General features: G+C 65.8%; 12 protein-coding genes. 6 read left to right on the top strand and 6 right to left on the bottom strand.

All coding sequences use genetic code 11. The features are described from left to right. Positions 1-168 precede the first annotated feature (168 nt). Positions 169-438: a DUF3363 domain-containing protein gene (locus tag ABLE43_RS22205; RefSeq protein ID WP_348980174.1), complete on the top strand. Its 270-nt coding sequence runs from the start codon at positions 169-171 to the stop codon at positions 436-438. Here ABLE43_RS22205 and ABLE43_RS22200 read toward each other — a convergent pair. The 6 genes from ABLE43_RS22200 to ABLE43_RS22175 form a co-directional block, all read right to left on the bottom strand. Beyond that, positions 418-1311: a nucleotidyl transferase AbiEii/AbiGii toxin family protein gene (locus tag ABLE43_RS22200; protein WP_348980173.1), complete on the bottom strand. Its 894-nt coding sequence runs from the start codon at positions 1309-1311 to the stop codon at positions 418-420. The two genes, ABLE43_RS22205 and ABLE43_RS22200, sit on opposite strands and share 21 nt — an antisense overlap. Further along, positions 1304-1915, bottom strand: coding sequence for a type IV toxin-antitoxin system AbiEi family antitoxin domain-containing protein (locus ABLE43_RS22195; RefSeq protein WP_348980172.1), 612 nt, complete (start codon positions 1913-1915; stop codon positions 1304-1306). Before ABLE43_RS22195 ends, ABLE43_RS22200 begins: the two co-directional genes overlap by 8 nt. A 439-nt stretch (positions 1916-2354) precedes the next feature. After that, complete coding sequence (locus ABLE43_RS22190; RefSeq protein WP_348980171.1) at positions 2355-2585, bottom strand: hypothetical protein; 231 nt, start codon at positions 2583-2585, stop codon at positions 2355-2357. Between the two features lie 125 nt (positions 2586-2710). Then, the gene (locus tag ABLE43_RS22185; RefSeq protein ID WP_267432980.1) at positions 2711-3157 is read right to left on the bottom strand and encodes a hypothetical protein; all 447 of its coding nucleotides are present in this window, start codon (positions 3155-3157) and stop codon (positions 2711-2713) included. 32 nt (positions 3158-3189) lie between these two features. Further along, a complete protein-coding gene (locus ABLE43_RS22180; protein ID WP_267432982.1) occupies positions 3190-3534 on the bottom strand; it encodes a hypothetical protein in 345 nt (114 codons plus the stop codon). A gap of 50 nt (positions 3535-3584) precedes the next feature. Continuing rightward, on the bottom strand, positions 3585-3977 hold the full coding sequence (locus tag ABLE43_RS22175; RefSeq protein WP_348980170.1) for a hypothetical protein: 393 nt from the start codon (positions 3975-3977) through the stop codon (positions 3585-3587). A 591-nt stretch (positions 3978-4568) separates the two neighbouring features. On the opposite strand from ABLE43_RS22175, the gene ABLE43_RS22170 reads away from it, so the two are divergent. From ABLE43_RS22170 to ABLE43_RS22150, 5 genes are all read left to right on the top strand, one after another. Next, complete coding sequence (locus tag ABLE43_RS22170) at positions 4569-9632, top strand: NACHT domain-containing protein (RefSeq protein ID WP_348980169.1); 5064 nt, start codon at positions 4569-4571, stop codon at positions 9630-9632. Next, a complete protein-coding gene (locus ABLE43_RS22165; protein WP_348980168.1) occupies positions 9629-11080 on the top strand; it encodes an RES family NAD+ phosphorylase in 1452 nt (483 codons plus the stop codon). The genes ABLE43_RS22170 and ABLE43_RS22165 overlap by 4 nt, the downstream gene beginning before the upstream one ends. A gap of 161 nt (positions 11081-11241) precedes the next feature. Beyond that, complete coding sequence (locus ABLE43_RS22160) at positions 11242-14463, top strand: ATP-binding protein (protein ID WP_348980167.1); 3222 nt, start codon at positions 11242-11244, stop codon at positions 14461-14463. Further along, the gene (locus ABLE43_RS22155; RefSeq protein WP_242115888.1) at positions 14460-14744 is read left to right on the top strand and encodes a class I SAM-dependent methyltransferase; all 285 of its coding nucleotides are present in this window, start codon (positions 14460-14462) and stop codon (positions 14742-14744) included. The genes ABLE43_RS22160 and ABLE43_RS22155 overlap by 4 nt, the downstream gene beginning before the upstream one ends. Positions 14745-14808: 64 nt before the next feature. Beyond that, on the top strand, positions 14809-15351 hold the full coding sequence (locus tag ABLE43_RS22150; protein WP_242115889.1) for a hypothetical protein: 543 nt from the start codon (positions 14809-14811) through the stop codon (positions 15349-15351). The last annotated feature ends 677 nt before the right edge of the window (positions 15352-16028 follow it).

Raw genomic sequence — 16028 nt, 5'->3', positions numbered from 1 at the left:
GCTACGCCCGCCCTACGCCGCAACCAGCGCGAACGGTGCGCCCGTCATACCCGTCACGCTGCTTGACGAAGGGGGTCCCTTTTGCACGCCGATAGGGGGTCCTTTTTGGACGCCGATTGACAATTTCGGCTGCGCAATGGAGCGCTGGATGAGCTTGGCCGGCGTGAGATGCGGGGTGCCGGCAGCCGGCTCGCCCGGCAGTTCGGCAAGCCGTTCGAACCGGCGCAAAACGGGGACCGCATCGAGGGCGTGATTGCGCGTCGCGTTGATCTGGAAAGCGGAAGCTACGCCGTCGTCGAACGGTCGCGGGATTTTACGCTCGTACCATGGCGCGATGTGCTGGAGCCCAACATCGGCAAGACCGCGTCTGGCATCATGCGCACGGACGGCATCAGCTGGCAGTTCGGGCGCGGGCGATCAGGTCCGACGATCAGCTGATTTTGGATCTGCGCCCTGCAGGATGCGCGCACATGAAGGCCCGACCAGACCCCAGGCTGCCTCGACCACAGTCTCCAGCGAGACATCTTTCAGTCCGATCGATGCGGCATACCGGTTCCACTGCCGTTGACGGTCTGCGTCAGATGCGAATTCATGGGTCAGCCCGTCCGGACGCACCGCCGGGATCGCCGTCCTTCTTCGCGCAAATGTGGCGGCGACCGCCTTGTCTAGATCATCGGCCTTTACGTGCAGTGCCTGTGGGATGGCCCACAGGTCGTGATAATCCTTCATGCGTCCATTGATCACGCCGAGCGCCACCATGGCCTGGAACTTCTCGGCGATCACGACGGCAGGCGGATAGGCCCGGATGTTCGGCTTCTCCATTCCCAGAAGCGATGGATAGTCCATCGTCGCCGCCGCCGGCATGACCGCGTCACCGAAACCGATGTCGATGACTATGGGAATGCGCGAGCGTTCGAGCAGCGCGGCGCATCGAATGCGGATGCCTCCGTACTCCATTTCCTCCCGGATCGGCTCGACCCGGATCGCGGCGGTGTCGAATATCAGCGCGTCATCGGCGTCGATCGCCATAAGCTCTTCGAAGATTTCGCGAAGTCGTGCGGTGTCAGCGTCGCCATGGCCCAGAAAGTCTGCATCGCGGGTCTCGCGGCTCGCGCTGCCCAGCCACTGCGTAACGAGCATCCCGCCTTTGAGAATGAACTCGTCGCGGTGCCGCGATATGGACAGTCGATACAGCAGGCGCTCAAGCGCATATCTGACGAGAACTACCTCGTGGACACGACCTTCGCGGCGCGCGAGATCGAGCAGTCGCTGCTTGACCGACGCAGCCGATACGCGCCTTTCGTCAGCCATTTGACGTGAGCGCCTCCAGATAGGGGCGCATCCTCTTCCACGCGCCGCCTGACATCGCCGCCTTGGCGATCTCCGACGGCGTGGCCTTTCGCAGGCGAAGTGCTTCCCGCAGCCCCTCGATCGCGACGGATCGATCGACCAGCTTTCCTCGGAAGACATCGGCGAGTGTCTTCGCAACCGAGAAGATGGGCACCTCTATCCCCGAAATGCGGTGCAGCTCAATGCCGTCGTGCATGTACTTTTCGCTCAGTTCAACGATCCGGATCGGCGGATAGCTGGTGACTGGTGCCCAGACCTTGGCGCTGATCGCGATCCAGATCTGTCGCGGCATCTGATCGGTCAGACCGTGGAAGGCGAGTGCGGATGTCATCGCCACCACGCCGCGCGGTACCAGCTTTGACGCCTCGGCAAGCGATTGTTCGGCATCGACCTCGCCATCGGCACGCTGGTACAGCCCGCGCGCAATCCGGACGATTTCGCCATCGGCTACCGCTCGCGATATGGTCGGAGGATGGATGCCTGCGCTGCGCAGCTCGAATGCGCGCACGATCGGCTGCCTCGCTAGAAGGTCCATCAGGAACTGGCGCTGGGTCGAAGCTGTCATGTGTTACATATCCTGGGTGAAGGCATAGTATACACCCAGGATATGTAACAAGCTTGTTTGTTATATATCCTGGGTGAAAAACGCGACGACTCCTAGGATATGTATCGACGGAGGGGTCTGCCGGCGCAGGACAGAGGCGAAATCCGGACGGCAGCTAAACCATTCTCGGTGATCACCTAGCCCGCATGGCAGCGTACGCAGAGGCAGCAACGCGATCACCCCGTCACCTTGTCGATCCTGTCGGCGCACCAGCTTAGCGAGATAGCAACGATCGAGGCGCCGAGCTGCTAGACCGCGAACCAGCGGCGGGCCACGCCGAGCCGACGCGCGACGCCCGCCTCAAACGTGAGGTCAGGATGGCATTAGCGGCACGGCGGGACGAGCAGCAACTGGCCGATGGCGAGCCCCCGGCGTTCCGCTGGCAGAGCGGTTCAATCATTTACAAGCAGTGATCAATCCAATCGGTGATCCGGGCGAAGGTATCGTCGGATAGATCGAGAAAAGCGCGGCGCTGATCTCCCGGGTCCGGTGTGCGGTTGATCTTGCCGTTCTCGACCATGTCCGCGATATGGCGTAGAGCCGTCGTCGGCGGGATGTTCCCGGCGATGCACAGCGACGATACTGAAACCCGCCGTCCTCGAAGCCGAGCAACATATAGGTCGAGGAGCATGTCCCAGTCCGGCTCGACGAACAGGTCGGGTCGCAGATATTGGCGACGTTTGGCTCTGGCCGAGATGAGCGCTTCGACCGTGCGAATCCGCTTGGCGGACCAAGGGGGTATCTCGACGTAATCTTTTACGAGTTGGTTGAGTTCATCGATGCGTTGCGCAATCGCTGTTGCCGCACGCAGACGATCAGGATCAAGATCACGACGTAGGCCCAAAGCTGTTCCGCGACCGCGTAGGCCATTGGAACCGTTTGAGGTTTCAGGAACCGCGCAACGTGGGTCATGACCGCAATCGTCTGGAGAGCAGTGATCCATAGAGGCCAAAACCTCGTGCTCCTTGCCATGATGGCGATGAACGCGATTAGCGTCGCGACATCGACGACGAAGATGCCGATTTCCCCCCGGTACCAAGCTGGTCCGTCATTTGCGGCCCACCATGTAGCGACGCTGCTGATCACCGCCGTGACGATGCACAGGCGTTCATCCGTCTCACCGTAGGCGAGAATATAGATCGATGCGGCGATCAGCAGCAGCAGGAAGAAGGTCGGGACGAGCCCCAGCAGGGTGTCGAGCATGTTCCGCGAATATGCTCCTTCCCCAAGATGGTCTACGCCGTGACGGCGATCTTCGGCTCAGCCTTGGCTTCAGCGGGCGGGCAACCGGGCAAGCTACCGAAGCTGGTTTCCCGCAGACCGGCCTTCACGCGGGTGATTGCCAGTTCGCGCCGCGTATTGATCACGTTGTTCCGGACTTCACCCAGCGCCGTCACGGTCGCGAGCGTGCTCATGATCGCCGAATGGGTCATCTGCGGCCCAACACGGGCTTCCAGCGTGCTTTCGGCAAGGGTTGCGAGGAACCGGCCACCGCGTGCGATGGCGATGTCCACCGCGGATTCGAACGGATCAAGATCGGTGATGATGCTGCGGGCGGCTTCTTGGACGATGTTCGGCATGATTTCTCCGGGCGCAATTGCGCGGCGAATCGACCAGCCGTGCAGGCCGGTCAGAATAATTCGGAAAGGCCGCTCAAGGCAGCGATCGAACCGCCAAATACGAGTGCGATGATCGCGGACAGCACGAGCGAATATGCGAGTTTGCCTGCAAACGTCAGGTCATTGCGCGGTCTCCCTTGGGTAGGGAACGGCAGAGGAAAGCCCGCCGTCCGGTCCAAGGTCGATGCGTCGTCCGGCTGTGTTTCGACCACTATCGCCGGGTCATATATGGTCGGATCATATATGCCGCCCTCATGCTCGAAGAGCAGGCGTGCGGCTTCAACGCTACGACTAACGCCAAGGTGTTGGCGAGCCGCCGTTAGACGCTGATGAACGGTAACCGGGCTCCGCCCGATATGCCGCGCGATGTCCTTTACCTCCCAACGGGCATGAAAGAGGCGCAAGCACTCCTTCTGGCCATCGGTCAGTAGATCGAATCTATTGTCCCCCATAACGGACGATTTTAGCGCCAAGCAACGTCTAGGATGGGGTGAACAGACATCACCTATGTTCAGGCCATCGTGAATGGATGACCGCTATCGAGAGGCGCAAATGGGGGGACGTCCGCACATGGGTCAGGCTGCGCGGGTCTGAGCGAGGCCGGTATCGACCAGCTTACGACATTCGATGATTCCCGACTAAACGGCGGCTTTTCCCAAGAGTTGCCTTTCAAGGGTGCGAGACCGGCGAGTCAGCTTCCCGCCCTAATTTCTGACGTTCGGCGAACTTAGCATTTATCCCAAAACCCGCCGTTCCTTTATGCCGTCGCGATCAACAGATTTGGGTGGGAACCGGACTCGTCGGACTGTGTTCGGCGACCGACTACCCGACGGGACGCGGAAGGTGTGCTACTGCAACGGTGTAAAACAGTACGACGTCTGCTTCTTCGGGCGGCGTAGCTGACGGAACCATCGCGATCGACACCACGTTGAATCCCGGGCCGGCGATCACCACGTTGTTTCGCAAGAATAACATCTTGCCGTCAGGTCATCAGCTTGCCCGTCTATGTCGCCGGAGGGGGCGGAACCCACCTCGAATCACGTGTCACCAGCCACTACCTCGCCGCGCTGATCGCGGAGGGCGGCGCGCGCGGCGTGCTTGGGACGGTCACGGCGGTGAAGACCCAGCAGTCGGAGATCGACGCGCCGCTGGACGACCTCGTCGTCGATGGCCGCCTGCCTGACGGCACCCCTACGCGGCTAGACCTGCAGGTCACCACCACGCTGTCGTTCACCGACAGCGACGACAAGTGGGCTGACATCGTCCCCCGCGCCTGGGCCACCTTCAGGCGGACCGGGTTCAATCCCGACACCGATCGCATCGGCGTCGCAGTCAGCCAGACCACGACGAAGCTGGAACGCAGCGTGCAGCCGCTCCTCGCGCGCGCCCGGCACGCGGCGGATGCCGCGCAGTACCGGAAGCGGCTCGCCGTTGCCAACGGTTCGAACAAGGACCAGCGCGAGTTCCAGCGCATCCTCGATGAGCTGATCCGAGAGCGGGAGGCGACCGCCACCGACGCGGACATCCTCGCGTTCATGAAGTCGCTGACGATCATCGCCTTCGACCTCGACCAAGAGGACGCGTCGCGCGACCGGCTCGCCTCCGTCGACCAGCTGGCTTCCGTCGTCGGCGGGCCCGACGAGGCGCGGCGCACTTGGAGCAGTCTCACGGCGATGGCCAGCCGCGTCATCCCGAGCGGTGGCGGCGTGGACCGCGCGACCGTTGCGCGCGAACTGCAGGTCGAGGGCGTGACCGTCGGTTCGGACCGGGCGCACGCGCGGCTCATCGACGCGCTGACCCAGGAATCGCATCACGCCCTGACGAGCATCAGGGACACAATAGGCGGACGGCGGATCAACCGCGACGTGGTCAACGGGCAGGTCCTCGACGCGCTGAGTGAGGTCAGGCTGGTGCGCGTCGTGGGCCAACACGGCGCGGGCAAGTCGGCGGTGCTGAAGCGGATCGCCCTCGACCAGCCGGCGGGCGCGCCAATCCTCGTGCTCCGCGATCTGCGGGTCACGGGAGGCGGCTGGCCGGCCCACGCCGCGAAGTTCGGCGTCGTCGTTCCCCTGACAACGACGCTGCGTGAACTCGGGCGTGGCGGTTCGCGCACGCTCTTCATCGACGGTGCGGACAAGATGGATGCCGCGACCCAGGTCACGGTCAACGACGTCCTGCGGACGATTGCCGACACCCCCGACCTGGACGACTGGCGGGTGGTCATGACGATGCGCGAGGAGAACGCGCAGCGCGTGGACGGCTGGCTGGATCCCGACGCGAACGCTAAGCTCAGCTCGCGGACCATGCGCGTCGAGGGCTTCGACGACGGTGAGGCGGTCGAGGCGGCCGAGGCGATACCGCTGCTGCGGCCGCTGCTCGCCGACGCGCGCAACTACGACACCGTCCTCCGGCGGCCGTTCTTCCTCGACGCGCTATCCCGCCTGCCGGTCGCCGGCGGTGCCGAGGTCCGGTCAGAGGTCGACCTCGTCGAGCTGTGGTGGGCTCACGGCGGCGCGGACGTCGCCGACTTCGCGCCGGCGCAGGGGCGCCGGAACGTGCTGCTGAAGTTGGGCGAGCAGCTTCTCATGGGGCCAGGTGCTCCGTTGGCGATCCGCGACATCGATCCCGTCGCGCTGGACGAGCTGCTCCGGTCGGGTGTGCTGCGGCACGTCGACGAGGGCAGCACCGTGGCGTTCAGCCACGACATCTACGAGGAGTGGGTGCTCGAGCGCGTCCTGTTCGACCGGCGCGGGGACATCGCGACCGCGGTTCGCGACGGGCACCAGGACCTGCAGCTCGCCCGGCCCCTCCAGCTCCTTGCGGCCCACCTGCTCGAGCGGTCGAAGGACGGCGACGCGTGGGCCGCCTTGCTGGGCGCGCTCGGGGCGGACGACCTGCGCGCTACCTGGAGCCGCGTCGTCCTTTCGGCCCCCGTCCGGTCAGTCCGCAGCGCCGAGATGCTCGACCGCATCGAGGACGCGCTTATGCGCGAAGACGGACGGCTGCTCATGCGCCTGATCCTGTCGGTCCGCACGACCGAGACCGTGCGCGACCTGCGCTTTCTCGACGAGACGCAGTTCCCCGACCTGACGGGCGATCAGCGCGAGCAATACGCCTCCGAGGCGGCCGCACCGCAGTTCGTGAGCTGGATACGCCTGATCACCTGGCTCGTCTCGCGACTGGGCACCCTTCCGCCGGCCGTCGACGCGGAGCTGGTGCCGCTGTTCGATTCATGGGTGCTAGCTTTGCCGGCGCAACTCGCGAGATACGCGCTCGTTCCGGATATCGCGGCCTGGGCCAACGGGCGCCTCGGGGACGGCGATTCCGCCGGCAAGCCTGAACGCGGAGCCTGGACCGGACGCCGTGGCGATCGGGCACCCGTCCGAGCGCTGTTACTGAAATCCGCGGCGGGTGATCCGGACACCGTTCGGAGCTACCTCGCCTCGATCTCTGACTACGCCCTTGACCGCGTGAGGAAGCAGATCGTTGACGGGAGCGCCGGTCTCGCCGCATCGCTACCCGCCGAGACCGCGGACTTCGTCCGCCGGGCCTACCTGCTCGCCCATGACCGTCGGCGCAGCGATGGCTACTCCTCGGTCCGTGACCGCTCCGACGTGCTCGGAATCGGCGACGACAGCGACTTCTATCCGGCGTCGCCGTTGCGTCCGCCGTTCCTGCAGCTCCTGCGGACGGATGCCGATGTCGGCCTGGCGCTGATCCGCGACCTCTGCAACCACGCGATGGACGGCTGGCGACGGTCTTGGCGCCAGCGGGGCGAGACCCCGATACCGATCACCATCGACCTCGGTGAGGGCGACGCCGAGTTCTGGGGCGATGACGGCACGTATCGCTGGTTCCGCGGCGGATCGCACGTCCACATCCTCGACACGGCGTTCCTGGCGCTGGACGCCTGGGCGCACGAGCGCCTTGAGGCCGGCGACCCGCTCGACGAACTCTGCCGGCGCATCGCGCGGGGCAACGAGTGCAACGCGGTCCTTGGGATCTGCGCCGGTCTGGTGCTTGCAAACTTGGGTAGCGCCGCGACGAGCACGGTCGCGCTCGCGATCGGCACGCATCCGGCGCTGTGGACATGGGACATCGGTCGGCAGGTCCTCGACATGGGGTCGCAGGCCAACGAGATGGGCTACTGGGGCGGGTCGGCCTTTCTCGCCGGCGCGCTCCGGACGCTCAACCGGCTTCCCCACCGCCAGCGCACCGTGCGCGACCTCGCGCCGTTGCTGGCGGGCCTGGCGCCCGAAGAGGTGAAGGCCGCCTACGCGTCCGCGATCGCCACCTTCCTCGACCGTGTCCCTTACTCAACGGCCGAGGAACGGGACGACCCGGAACGCGCGGAAACGCGCCGCTCATCGTTCGAGGCGCTGCGCCAGCAGGCCGATCCGGCCAACCTCGTCCGCGAGGTGGTCGATGGCCGGGAATACATCTCGATTAAGCCGCCTTACGTCGAAGGCGAAGAGCACAAGGAGATGCTGGCCGGTCACGCGGCGCTCAATCGGGTCCTGCGGCTCTACCTCTGGGCTAGCGCCGCGGTCGAGAGCGGCGTGCCGGGTGGAGAGTTCACGCTGGACGACGCGTTCGACGAGATGGTGGCGCTGGACGAGGAGGACCTGTTCGACGAGATCGCCCCCATCACCGACATGACCCGCCACAATGCGCAGTCGGCGGTGTCGGCCACCGCGGCCGTGATCGCGCGGCACGCCGAGAACGAGTTGTGGGCGAAGTCGGAGGAGACCGTCGTCGGGATAACCCGGCGCGCGGCGACGATGGCCGAGGTGAAGGACGAGCTGTCCATCCGCAGCGCCCACGTTACGGCCCACCCGCCGGCGATGGCGGCGCACGCCTATGCCTCGCTCATGCGCCGCCAGCCCTCCAATCCGGAGTGGCGAGAGGGGCTGCTCCAGCTCGCGGTCGACCCGATCGAGAAGGTCGTCGAGGCGGTGTACGACGCCGCGCCGGTCTTCGCGAACACGGTGCCCGAGATGGTCTGGGCGCTGTTCTGCCTCGCCACGCGCCGTGCCGCCCGCTCGCACGACAGCGGCCACGGCCTCTACTGGTCGCGGGCCGAAGCCCATCAGCAGTCGGAGATGGCCGACGAGTTCGAGCGCGCGCTGGCGGCAGGTGAGACACCCAGTCCCGATCCGGCGCCGGCCTCGGCGGGCTCGCGGCCCAATGGCGACTACTACCGCTCCGACCTGCACTCCAACGCGTTCCGGCTCCCGATCCCCCCGATGCTCGCGCCGGGCACGCGCGACGCACTGATCGCCCACGCGGCGTCCGCCCTGGACTGGGCGCTCGCCTCGCTTGGCGAGAGGGACGGGCGTGGGGACACGCCCTTTGAATGGCTGTTCAAGTTCGGCCGGTGGCTGGGGCGCCTGTGCGCTCTGCTGCCTGCGTCGGAAATCCGGACGCTCGTTATCGCGCGCGTCGATGCCGCGGCCCGCCGCGCCGGCGAAGAGGTCATGGACATGGTCGTGCGCAGCTTCCTGATCGACCGCATGCTGCGGACTGAGGCGCTCGACGCCGGGACGCTCGAGAGCTGGGATCTCCTTACCGGCTGGATCGTCGATCGGCCCGTGTGGGCGGGAGAACCGGTCGATGCGGGCCAGCACGAGCGGGGCCTAGCCGTGTCGTCCTTCTTCTGCGCGGCGTCCGGCGGGATGGTCTGCGGCGTCGATTCCGCGTGGCCGAATCTCGACGCGGTGATGCCGATGCTAGACCGCGCGGCAGCCGCCTTCGGCGCGGAGAAGACCGCGTTCAACGCAATGCTCGCCCTCATGCGCGCGAGGCCCGACCGCCTGCTGCCCGATCCCGGCCTCGGCTGGATTGGCCGGGTCGTGCGTGCCCGGAGGTCGAGCCTCGATTTCTGGGAATACGCGTCGAACGGCGAGAAGGTGGTCCTTCTCCTGCGGGAGCTGATCGCCGCGCGCGCGCTCGAGCAGCACCACCGCGAGATCGTGGTCGAGGTCTCGGACGCACTCATCGAATTGGGCGTGAAGGGCGCCGCGTTCCTGCAACAGGACTTGGTGAGGCATGCTAGGTGACCGCCGACGTCGACGACGATGGCGAGCGGATGGTCTGCGCCGAATGCATCGGCGAAGCCTTTCTGAGTGCCGGCGTGACGCGCCGCTGCGGTGAGGCGATTTGTTCGTTTTGTGGCGAGATGGCACCGGCCATGACCGTCGAGGAGCTCGCCGACGCGGTGGAAGCAGCGTTTTCCGTCCACTACTACCGGACCACGGACCAGCCGGACGCGTTCGAGTCCGCGATGCTCGCCGACCGCGAATCGGATTTCGAGTTCGAGCGACGCGGGGAGGATGTCCTGTGGGCGATCGCAGGCGCCGCCGAGGTGTCGGAAGAGATCGCGGAGGAGGTCCTCGAGATACTTTCGGAGCGGCACAGCGACTTCGACTCCGCCGCGGCCGGCGAGGAGTGCGAATTCGATCCGGAGAGCCGTTACGAACAGCGCGGCCCGGACGACGTCGAGTATCAGCTCGAATGGCGCAGCTTCGAGCGGTCGCTTCGGACTGAGACGCGCTTCTTCAACAAGGAGGCGGAGTCGCTCCTTGGGCGGATCTTCGATGGCGTTGGCAGCCTGACCACGGGAGATGGCCGTCCGGTCGTCAGGCTGGCAGGCCCCGGCGAGGAGCTGAGCGGTTTTCACAGGGCGCGGGTGTTCCATGGCGATGCGCGGCTGGCGCTGGCGCTCGAGCAGCCGGTGCGCGAGCTTGGGCCTCCGCCCAACGAGATCGCAGTCGACGGGAGGATGAACGCGCGCGGCGTTTCGCTGTTCTACGGCGCGACCGACCCAGCGGCGGCGTTGGCGGAGGTTCGCCCCCCTGTCGGCAGCCGCGCGCTGGTCGGCAGGTTCGACGCCGTCCGGCCCCTGCGGCTGCTCGATATCAACGCGCTGCGGTCCGTCTACATCGATGGGAGCGTGTTCGACTCCGGCTACATGGTCCGCCTCGAGCTCGCGAAGTTCCTGAAGAGCCTGAGCGGGCGCATGACCATGCCGGTGATGCCGAACGACGAGAGGTCCGAGTACCTGATCACGCAGGCGATCGCCGACTACCTCGCGTCGAACGTGGAGCTGGATCTCGACGGACTGCTGTATCCGTCGGTGCAGCGCGCAGGAAGTCACCACAACGTGGTGCTGTTCCGGAGGGCGTCAAAGGTCGAGCCGGTGGCGTTGCCCGACGGCACGGTCGTTTCGGCGAGCCTGGGCGAGATGGACGAGGGCGGGTGGTCGCCGGGCTGCTCGGTTTCGGAGGTCGTTCCACCGCCGGATCCTCCGGCTCCACCCCGGCCGGAGCCGCTGTTCTGGGAAGGCCCGTTCATCAATCCCTTCGCCACGCCAGATGACGACCGGGACCCAGCGCTGCGCCTGGAGGTGGACAGCCTAACCGTACTCGAGGTCGCTGCGGTCCAAATCATGACCAAGGCGACCCAGGTGACCCGTTACCGCAGTCAACGCCGCACGTTGGACATTTGACTTCGTGGCCTCGTGCTCGACGATGGCGAGGTCCCTCATGCACTTCGCTGGATCGTCATGGTCGCTCGAGCACCTGAGCATGAAGCGGAGCCAGCAGGGGTGAGCGCCACAGGGAGAGTTTGGGCTGGCTTAGGTGCGGCGCCCGTTCTACCTTCGTTCGCATGAGCGACGACCGAATCGAGGAGGGCGGCACCGAGAAACGGAAGCGACCGCCAACGCCTTCCTTGTTCATGCGCGAGATGCGGCCCGAACTCTACTCGGACACCGTTGACCGTCCGCTCTACGTCCTCGACCGCGCCATGCTCGAGTTCCAACTCGAGACCATGACGGCGCGCAACGAGCACCAGCGCTTCGAGATATTCTGCCGCAAGCTCTGCCAGCGCGTGATCTGCCCGCACATCCGCCCCCAGAGCGGGCCCGAGGGCGGCGGCGATGGCAAGACCGACGCCGACACCTTCCCTGTTGCAGAGGCGATCGCCGATCTCGGTTATGTCGGCAGTCCCGGACCCGACCGCGACGACTGGGGCTTCGCTTTCAGCGCGATGAAGGACTGGAAGCGCAAGGTTGTGAAGGACGTCGCGGGCATCGCCGGGACCGGCCGCAAGCTCGAGCGCGTCTACTTCGTCACGAGCCAGTCCGCACGTGCGGCCGACCGCGCACGCATTGAGGCCGAGCTAGAAGCTGCCCACGGCATGCCGGTGAAGATCCTCGACCGCGCGTGGATCGTCGAGGAGGTGATCGACAGGGAGCGCAAGGACATCGCGCACGACTATCTGTGCGTTGGCCAGGTCGTGTCCGATCCGATGCGCATGGGACCGGAGGACTACTCGAGGCGCCGCCGCCTGGAGGACGTCGAGCGTGCGTTGGCCGATCCGTCCTCGTTCGAGTGCATGGAGCGCCAGCTTGTCACCGAGGCGATGGTCGCGGCGCAGCTGTCGCGCAACCTCGAGCTGCCGCGCCACGAGACGGATGGTCGACACGCCCGCGCGATCCGGCTCGCCGTCAAGCACGGGTCCGCGCGGCAGCAGCTAGAGGCGCGGCACGATGCGCTCTGGACCGCCTTCTGGTGGTTCGACGACGCTGCGGCGGTGTCGGATGGCTACGCCGGCATCGAGGCGGAAGCCCTCGGCGCCGACCACGCCCGCAACATCGAGTTCCTTGTCCAGCTCCACCAGTTGCTGGTAAACGCGGTGCTCTACCGCATGCTATCACCGGATGCTGCCGACCTTTCGGCGCGGTCTGACCGGCTGGAGGCCGCGTTGGAGGCAATGACGCGCGACGAGGGGCGCCCGAACCACCGCCTTGAGGCTCGCACCTCGCTCGCGGTCGTCCGCCTCGGTCGCTACTTCGCCGAGGGCAGGACGGGTGAACTGCCTGCCATCTGGGCAGAGCTGGGATCTATCCTCGACGAGGCCGCCGGCCTTGCGGAGTTCGATGCCGATCGCCTGGTGAGGCTGATCGACGTCGTATCCATCCCCGCCGGCCGCGATCCGACATACCGCGCCGTGGCAGAGCGGCTCGCCGATTTCGTGGCCAAGCGCACGTCCGACGCGGAAGGTGCGCTCATCCTCCTCCGGCAGGCTCTCCGGCTAGACTTCGAGGAGCGCTGCGAACGTATCCGGCTGCTGGGTCGCGCGGCGGTCCGTCTCGCCAAGCGCGAGCATGCCCAGCAGATGATCGAGGCCCATCAGCACCTTGCGATCGCCTACCGCGGGGCTGACCTGTTCTGGGCGTCGCGATCGTCACTCCTGATGGCGGCGGCCGGCCTTGCCGCCGAAGGTGAGGAGTCGAGCGAGTTGCCTGTCGGCTTCGTGCCGACGGTGAAGATCTGGGCCTGGGTGGCCCTCCAGCTGAGACTCGTGCCGGAGCTGATCCTCTCGTTCCGCCTGCTGCGCATGGCGCTCGCCACGCTGCCGCTCGATGAGGCGTCCAAGGCCAGGGTCACGGAAGGCCTGCAAGAGCTGGACGCCAGCCTCGGCAGCAACATCCTCAACATGACCGATGCCGAGGTCGCCTCGCTCTCGCGCGCGCCGGACGCGCTGGAGGAGGCCGGGATGCCCATCGCCCGGATGGCGCTGCTCCACGCCCTCGGCCATGAGGAGGTCCTCCGCGAGGACGAGGGCTACCGGGAGCTCGAGGCGGAAGGTGGGTTGCCGAAGTTCCTCGGGCTCCTCAAGGCTCAGCCGGTCTCGCGCGACCTCGTCGGCGGACTGGTCCTCAACTCGCCGGCAGGCCAAGTCCTCGAGACGTGCATCTGCGGACTGACAGTAGAGGTCGCGACCCCCGGCACTGATGCCGGGATCGTCACGGGGCAGGCGCTGGTTGCTACGGTCGAGGCCATGCTGGCGACTATGATCGAGGACGGCGTCGGCCCGCACACCGAGCGGTTCCGTATCGACGTCGTCGAGACGGACGAGGACGGACCGAAGGTGCAGACCGATCCCAGGGGGATGCGCTCGATGGTTTCCTGGCCCAGGTCGCTGCCGGTCTGGGACTTTCCACGCCAACCAGACATCGGTGCGTTTCTCATACAGATCGTGGGCGAGATGCTGGCGGCCACCTTCGCGCTGCCGAACCTCAACGACGCGCTGTGGCGCCTGTTCGACCGCGGCAACGCGCACGACAGGGTGTCCAGCGTCCTCGGCTCGCTCAGCGGGCTGCAGCGCATCGCCGGTCGCCCCGTCGTCCGCCTCGATGGCGGCGGCCGCGACTATCCCATGCGGGAGCGGCCGGCGGTGGAGGAGGTCGAGCCGGCAGGTCCAGCCGACGACGATGACGGCAGGCCCGCGCGCGGAATGACCGAGGACGGGCGCCCGACCGTTTCGCGGCACCGGGAGGTCAAGGTGCAGTCGGTCATCGATATGCACAGCTGGGACGCGGCCAGCTGGAAGGGCATCCTCTACACGACGCTCGGCGACGACGTTCCGCCGGTGTTCGCGCTCGCGTTTCTCGACCGTGCGGCCGCCCGCCGGATTTTCGAACGCTGGCGGGAGCGGTTCGGCACGAAGGACGTGAACCATGAGATCAGCATCTCGATCATCCGCAACCTGCCGGGCTATCCGTCGACGCACTACGCCATCCAGATAACCAGCCGACGACCGGACGACGGGGAGTGGGAGCGTGGCACGCTATACCAAACGGTCTTCCGCATCCACGTCGTGGAGCCGGACGACGACGTGAACCTGGAAGGTTTCCTGAGGAGGCTCCGCGCGGCCGGCTGCTTCATCCTCGCGCCCGCCGTGATCTCCGGCCAGGAGCCGGACCTGCTGACCGACCTCGTCATACTCAAGAGGTTCATCAACGTGGTCGAGGCGGCCGATGTGGCGGAGCACGACATCGAGCACGTGGGGCTCCAGACGATCGCGAGGCGCGACGCCGGATGAACGACCATGTCGCTGCATACGACGCGCAGTCCGAGCGGCTGACCGCGGAATACGAGGCTCACGACCCGTCGGGATACCGCGCCACCTACTCGACGCTGCTTCCGTCCGGTCCAGGCCTTCTGGCGCTCGACGTGGGCGCGAGCTTCGGGCGCGAAGCTACCTGGCTGGCGGTTATCGGGTTCGAGGTCGTCGCCGCTGAGCCCTCGTCATGGATGCGCGACGCGGGCATGGTCGACGCGGAGATGCGCATTAAGGTCTTCTTCCAGAAACTGGGGATCTGATGAGGACCGCCGTGCGTGGATTGAGCGATGCCGACGTGCGGGCGCAGCGGCGAGGCCTAGTAGCATGAACGCGGCCGCTTGGATCACGCTCGGCCTGGGCATCGCCACGATACTGGCGAGCGGCGTCACGTCTGCCTTCGTCACTAGCCGGCTGAATCGGAGCAAGGACCGCTTCGAGTTCCTGCGGGGAAAAGCGGAGACGCTTTATCTCGCGGTCGACCAGTACGCGAAGGTCCTCGGCCAGCATGCGCTCACCTACTATCCAGTGCTTCGCGGGGAGATCGACTGGAACCAGATGCTGGACCTTCAGATAGCAAGCGGCTCGAACCCGGGGAAGCACGAGGGCGCAGAGGTGATGGAGATGCTGGTTGCCCTCTACTTCCCCTCGGTCAGGCCCGCGTTGGACGAGTTGTTCGCCGCGCGCGACGCCTTCAACGAAGTCACTCACGCGATGAAGCGCGACTACAGGCGGTACGGCGAAGTTCCTGCTCAGGAGCATGGCACCAAGTTCCAGCGGGCGGTCGAACTCATGAACGAGCGCGGCGAGGCATTGCAGCGCGCCGTCGTCGAGACGGCACGCTCGACGGTCGGTACCAAGATCGCCTGATCGTCATCGTCGCAAACCGTCTTCCCTTCGGCGGAGGCACTTCCTGGGACGTGGTATTAACGCGCGATAAAGCTGCCGCACCGGCGTTTTGTGGTCAGCGATGTCCGGATCTCGCTTGCTGTAGATTACGACGATCTCCGATTTCGCCAAGCTGCGCGTCCCTGCTGTGTCCTGGGCGATTAGGAAAAACGCGCCTCAAGCTCGAGGATTTTTGGCTCGACGTCGCCCTTGATGAAGTAGTGAGCTTGCCCCATTCACCATGTGACCAGGTAGGAGCGGGCAAAAGCGAGCCAATAGGGCGGCACATTCTGATGGAGTTCTGCTAACTTTACGCCAAAAGCAGCAAAGTTGCTCTTGCGGCGTGAGCCGCGCCCACGTTCGTCAGCTTTCGGAAGCGGCTCGTAACGTCGCCAATGACCGATTTTGGATCTTTGCGGCTTCAGCAGCGAGCTGAACGAAGGTCCGCTTTCCCCGCGCAACTGTCCAATACCCGCCAGACTGCAAACGGCCCACTTCAAGTCATAAAACTACGCCACACGAACAGACGCTGAACGGTAAGCGTGGCGTGAGGACCGCAGTTTATGCGGCTTGGGCTGTTGGCTGATCTGTCTGGGGCACCCAGTTCCACGGCATCAGCTCGTCCCAGCGGGTGGCGGGCCAGTCGCCGGCGACCCTGG

Source organism: Sphingomonas silueang, from assembly GCF_040049155.1.
Classification (GTDB): domain Bacteria; phylum Pseudomonadota; class Alphaproteobacteria; order Sphingomonadales; family Sphingomonadaceae; genus Sphingomonas; species Sphingomonas silueang.
The sequence above is the reverse complement of the archived record's forward strand: the minus strand, read 5'-3'. Positions and strand labels throughout refer to the sequence as shown.

Excerpts from the sequence above, each read along its gene's own strand:
- ABLE43_RS22150 (WP_242115889.1), top strand. The coding sequence starts at position 14,809 with ATGAACGCGGCCGCTTGGATCACGCTCGGCCTGGGCATCGCCACGATA.
- ABLE43_RS22180 (WP_267432982.1), bottom strand. The coding sequence starts at position 3,534 with ATGCCGAACATCGTCCAAGAAGCCGCCCGCAGCATCATCACCGATCTT.
- ABLE43_RS22195 (WP_348980172.1), bottom strand. The coding sequence starts at position 1,915 with ATGACAGCTTCGACCCAGCGCCAGTTCCTGATGGACCTTCTAGCGAGG.
- ABLE43_RS22185 (WP_267432980.1), bottom strand. The coding sequence starts at position 3,157 with ATGCTCGACACCCTGCTGGGGCTCGTCCCGACCTTCTTCCTGCTGCTG.
- ABLE43_RS22155 (WP_242115888.1), top strand. The coding sequence starts at position 14,460 with ATGAACGACCATGTCGCTGCATACGACGCGCAGTCCGAGCGGCTGACC.
- ABLE43_RS22205 (WP_348980174.1), top strand. The coding sequence starts at position 169 with ATGCGGGGTGCCGGCAGCCGGCTCGCCCGGCAGTTCGGCAAGCCGTTC.
- ABLE43_RS22200 (WP_348980173.1), bottom strand. The coding sequence starts at position 1,311 with ATGGCTGACGAAAGGCGCGTATCGGCTGCGTCGGTCAAGCAGCGACTG.
- ABLE43_RS22190 (WP_348980171.1), bottom strand. The coding sequence starts at position 2,585 with ATGCTCCTCGACCTATATGTTGCTCGGCTTCGAGGACGGCGGGTTTCA.
- ABLE43_RS22160 (WP_348980167.1), top strand. The coding sequence starts at position 11,242 with ATGAGCGACGACCGAATCGAGGAGGGCGGCACCGAGAAACGGAAGCGA.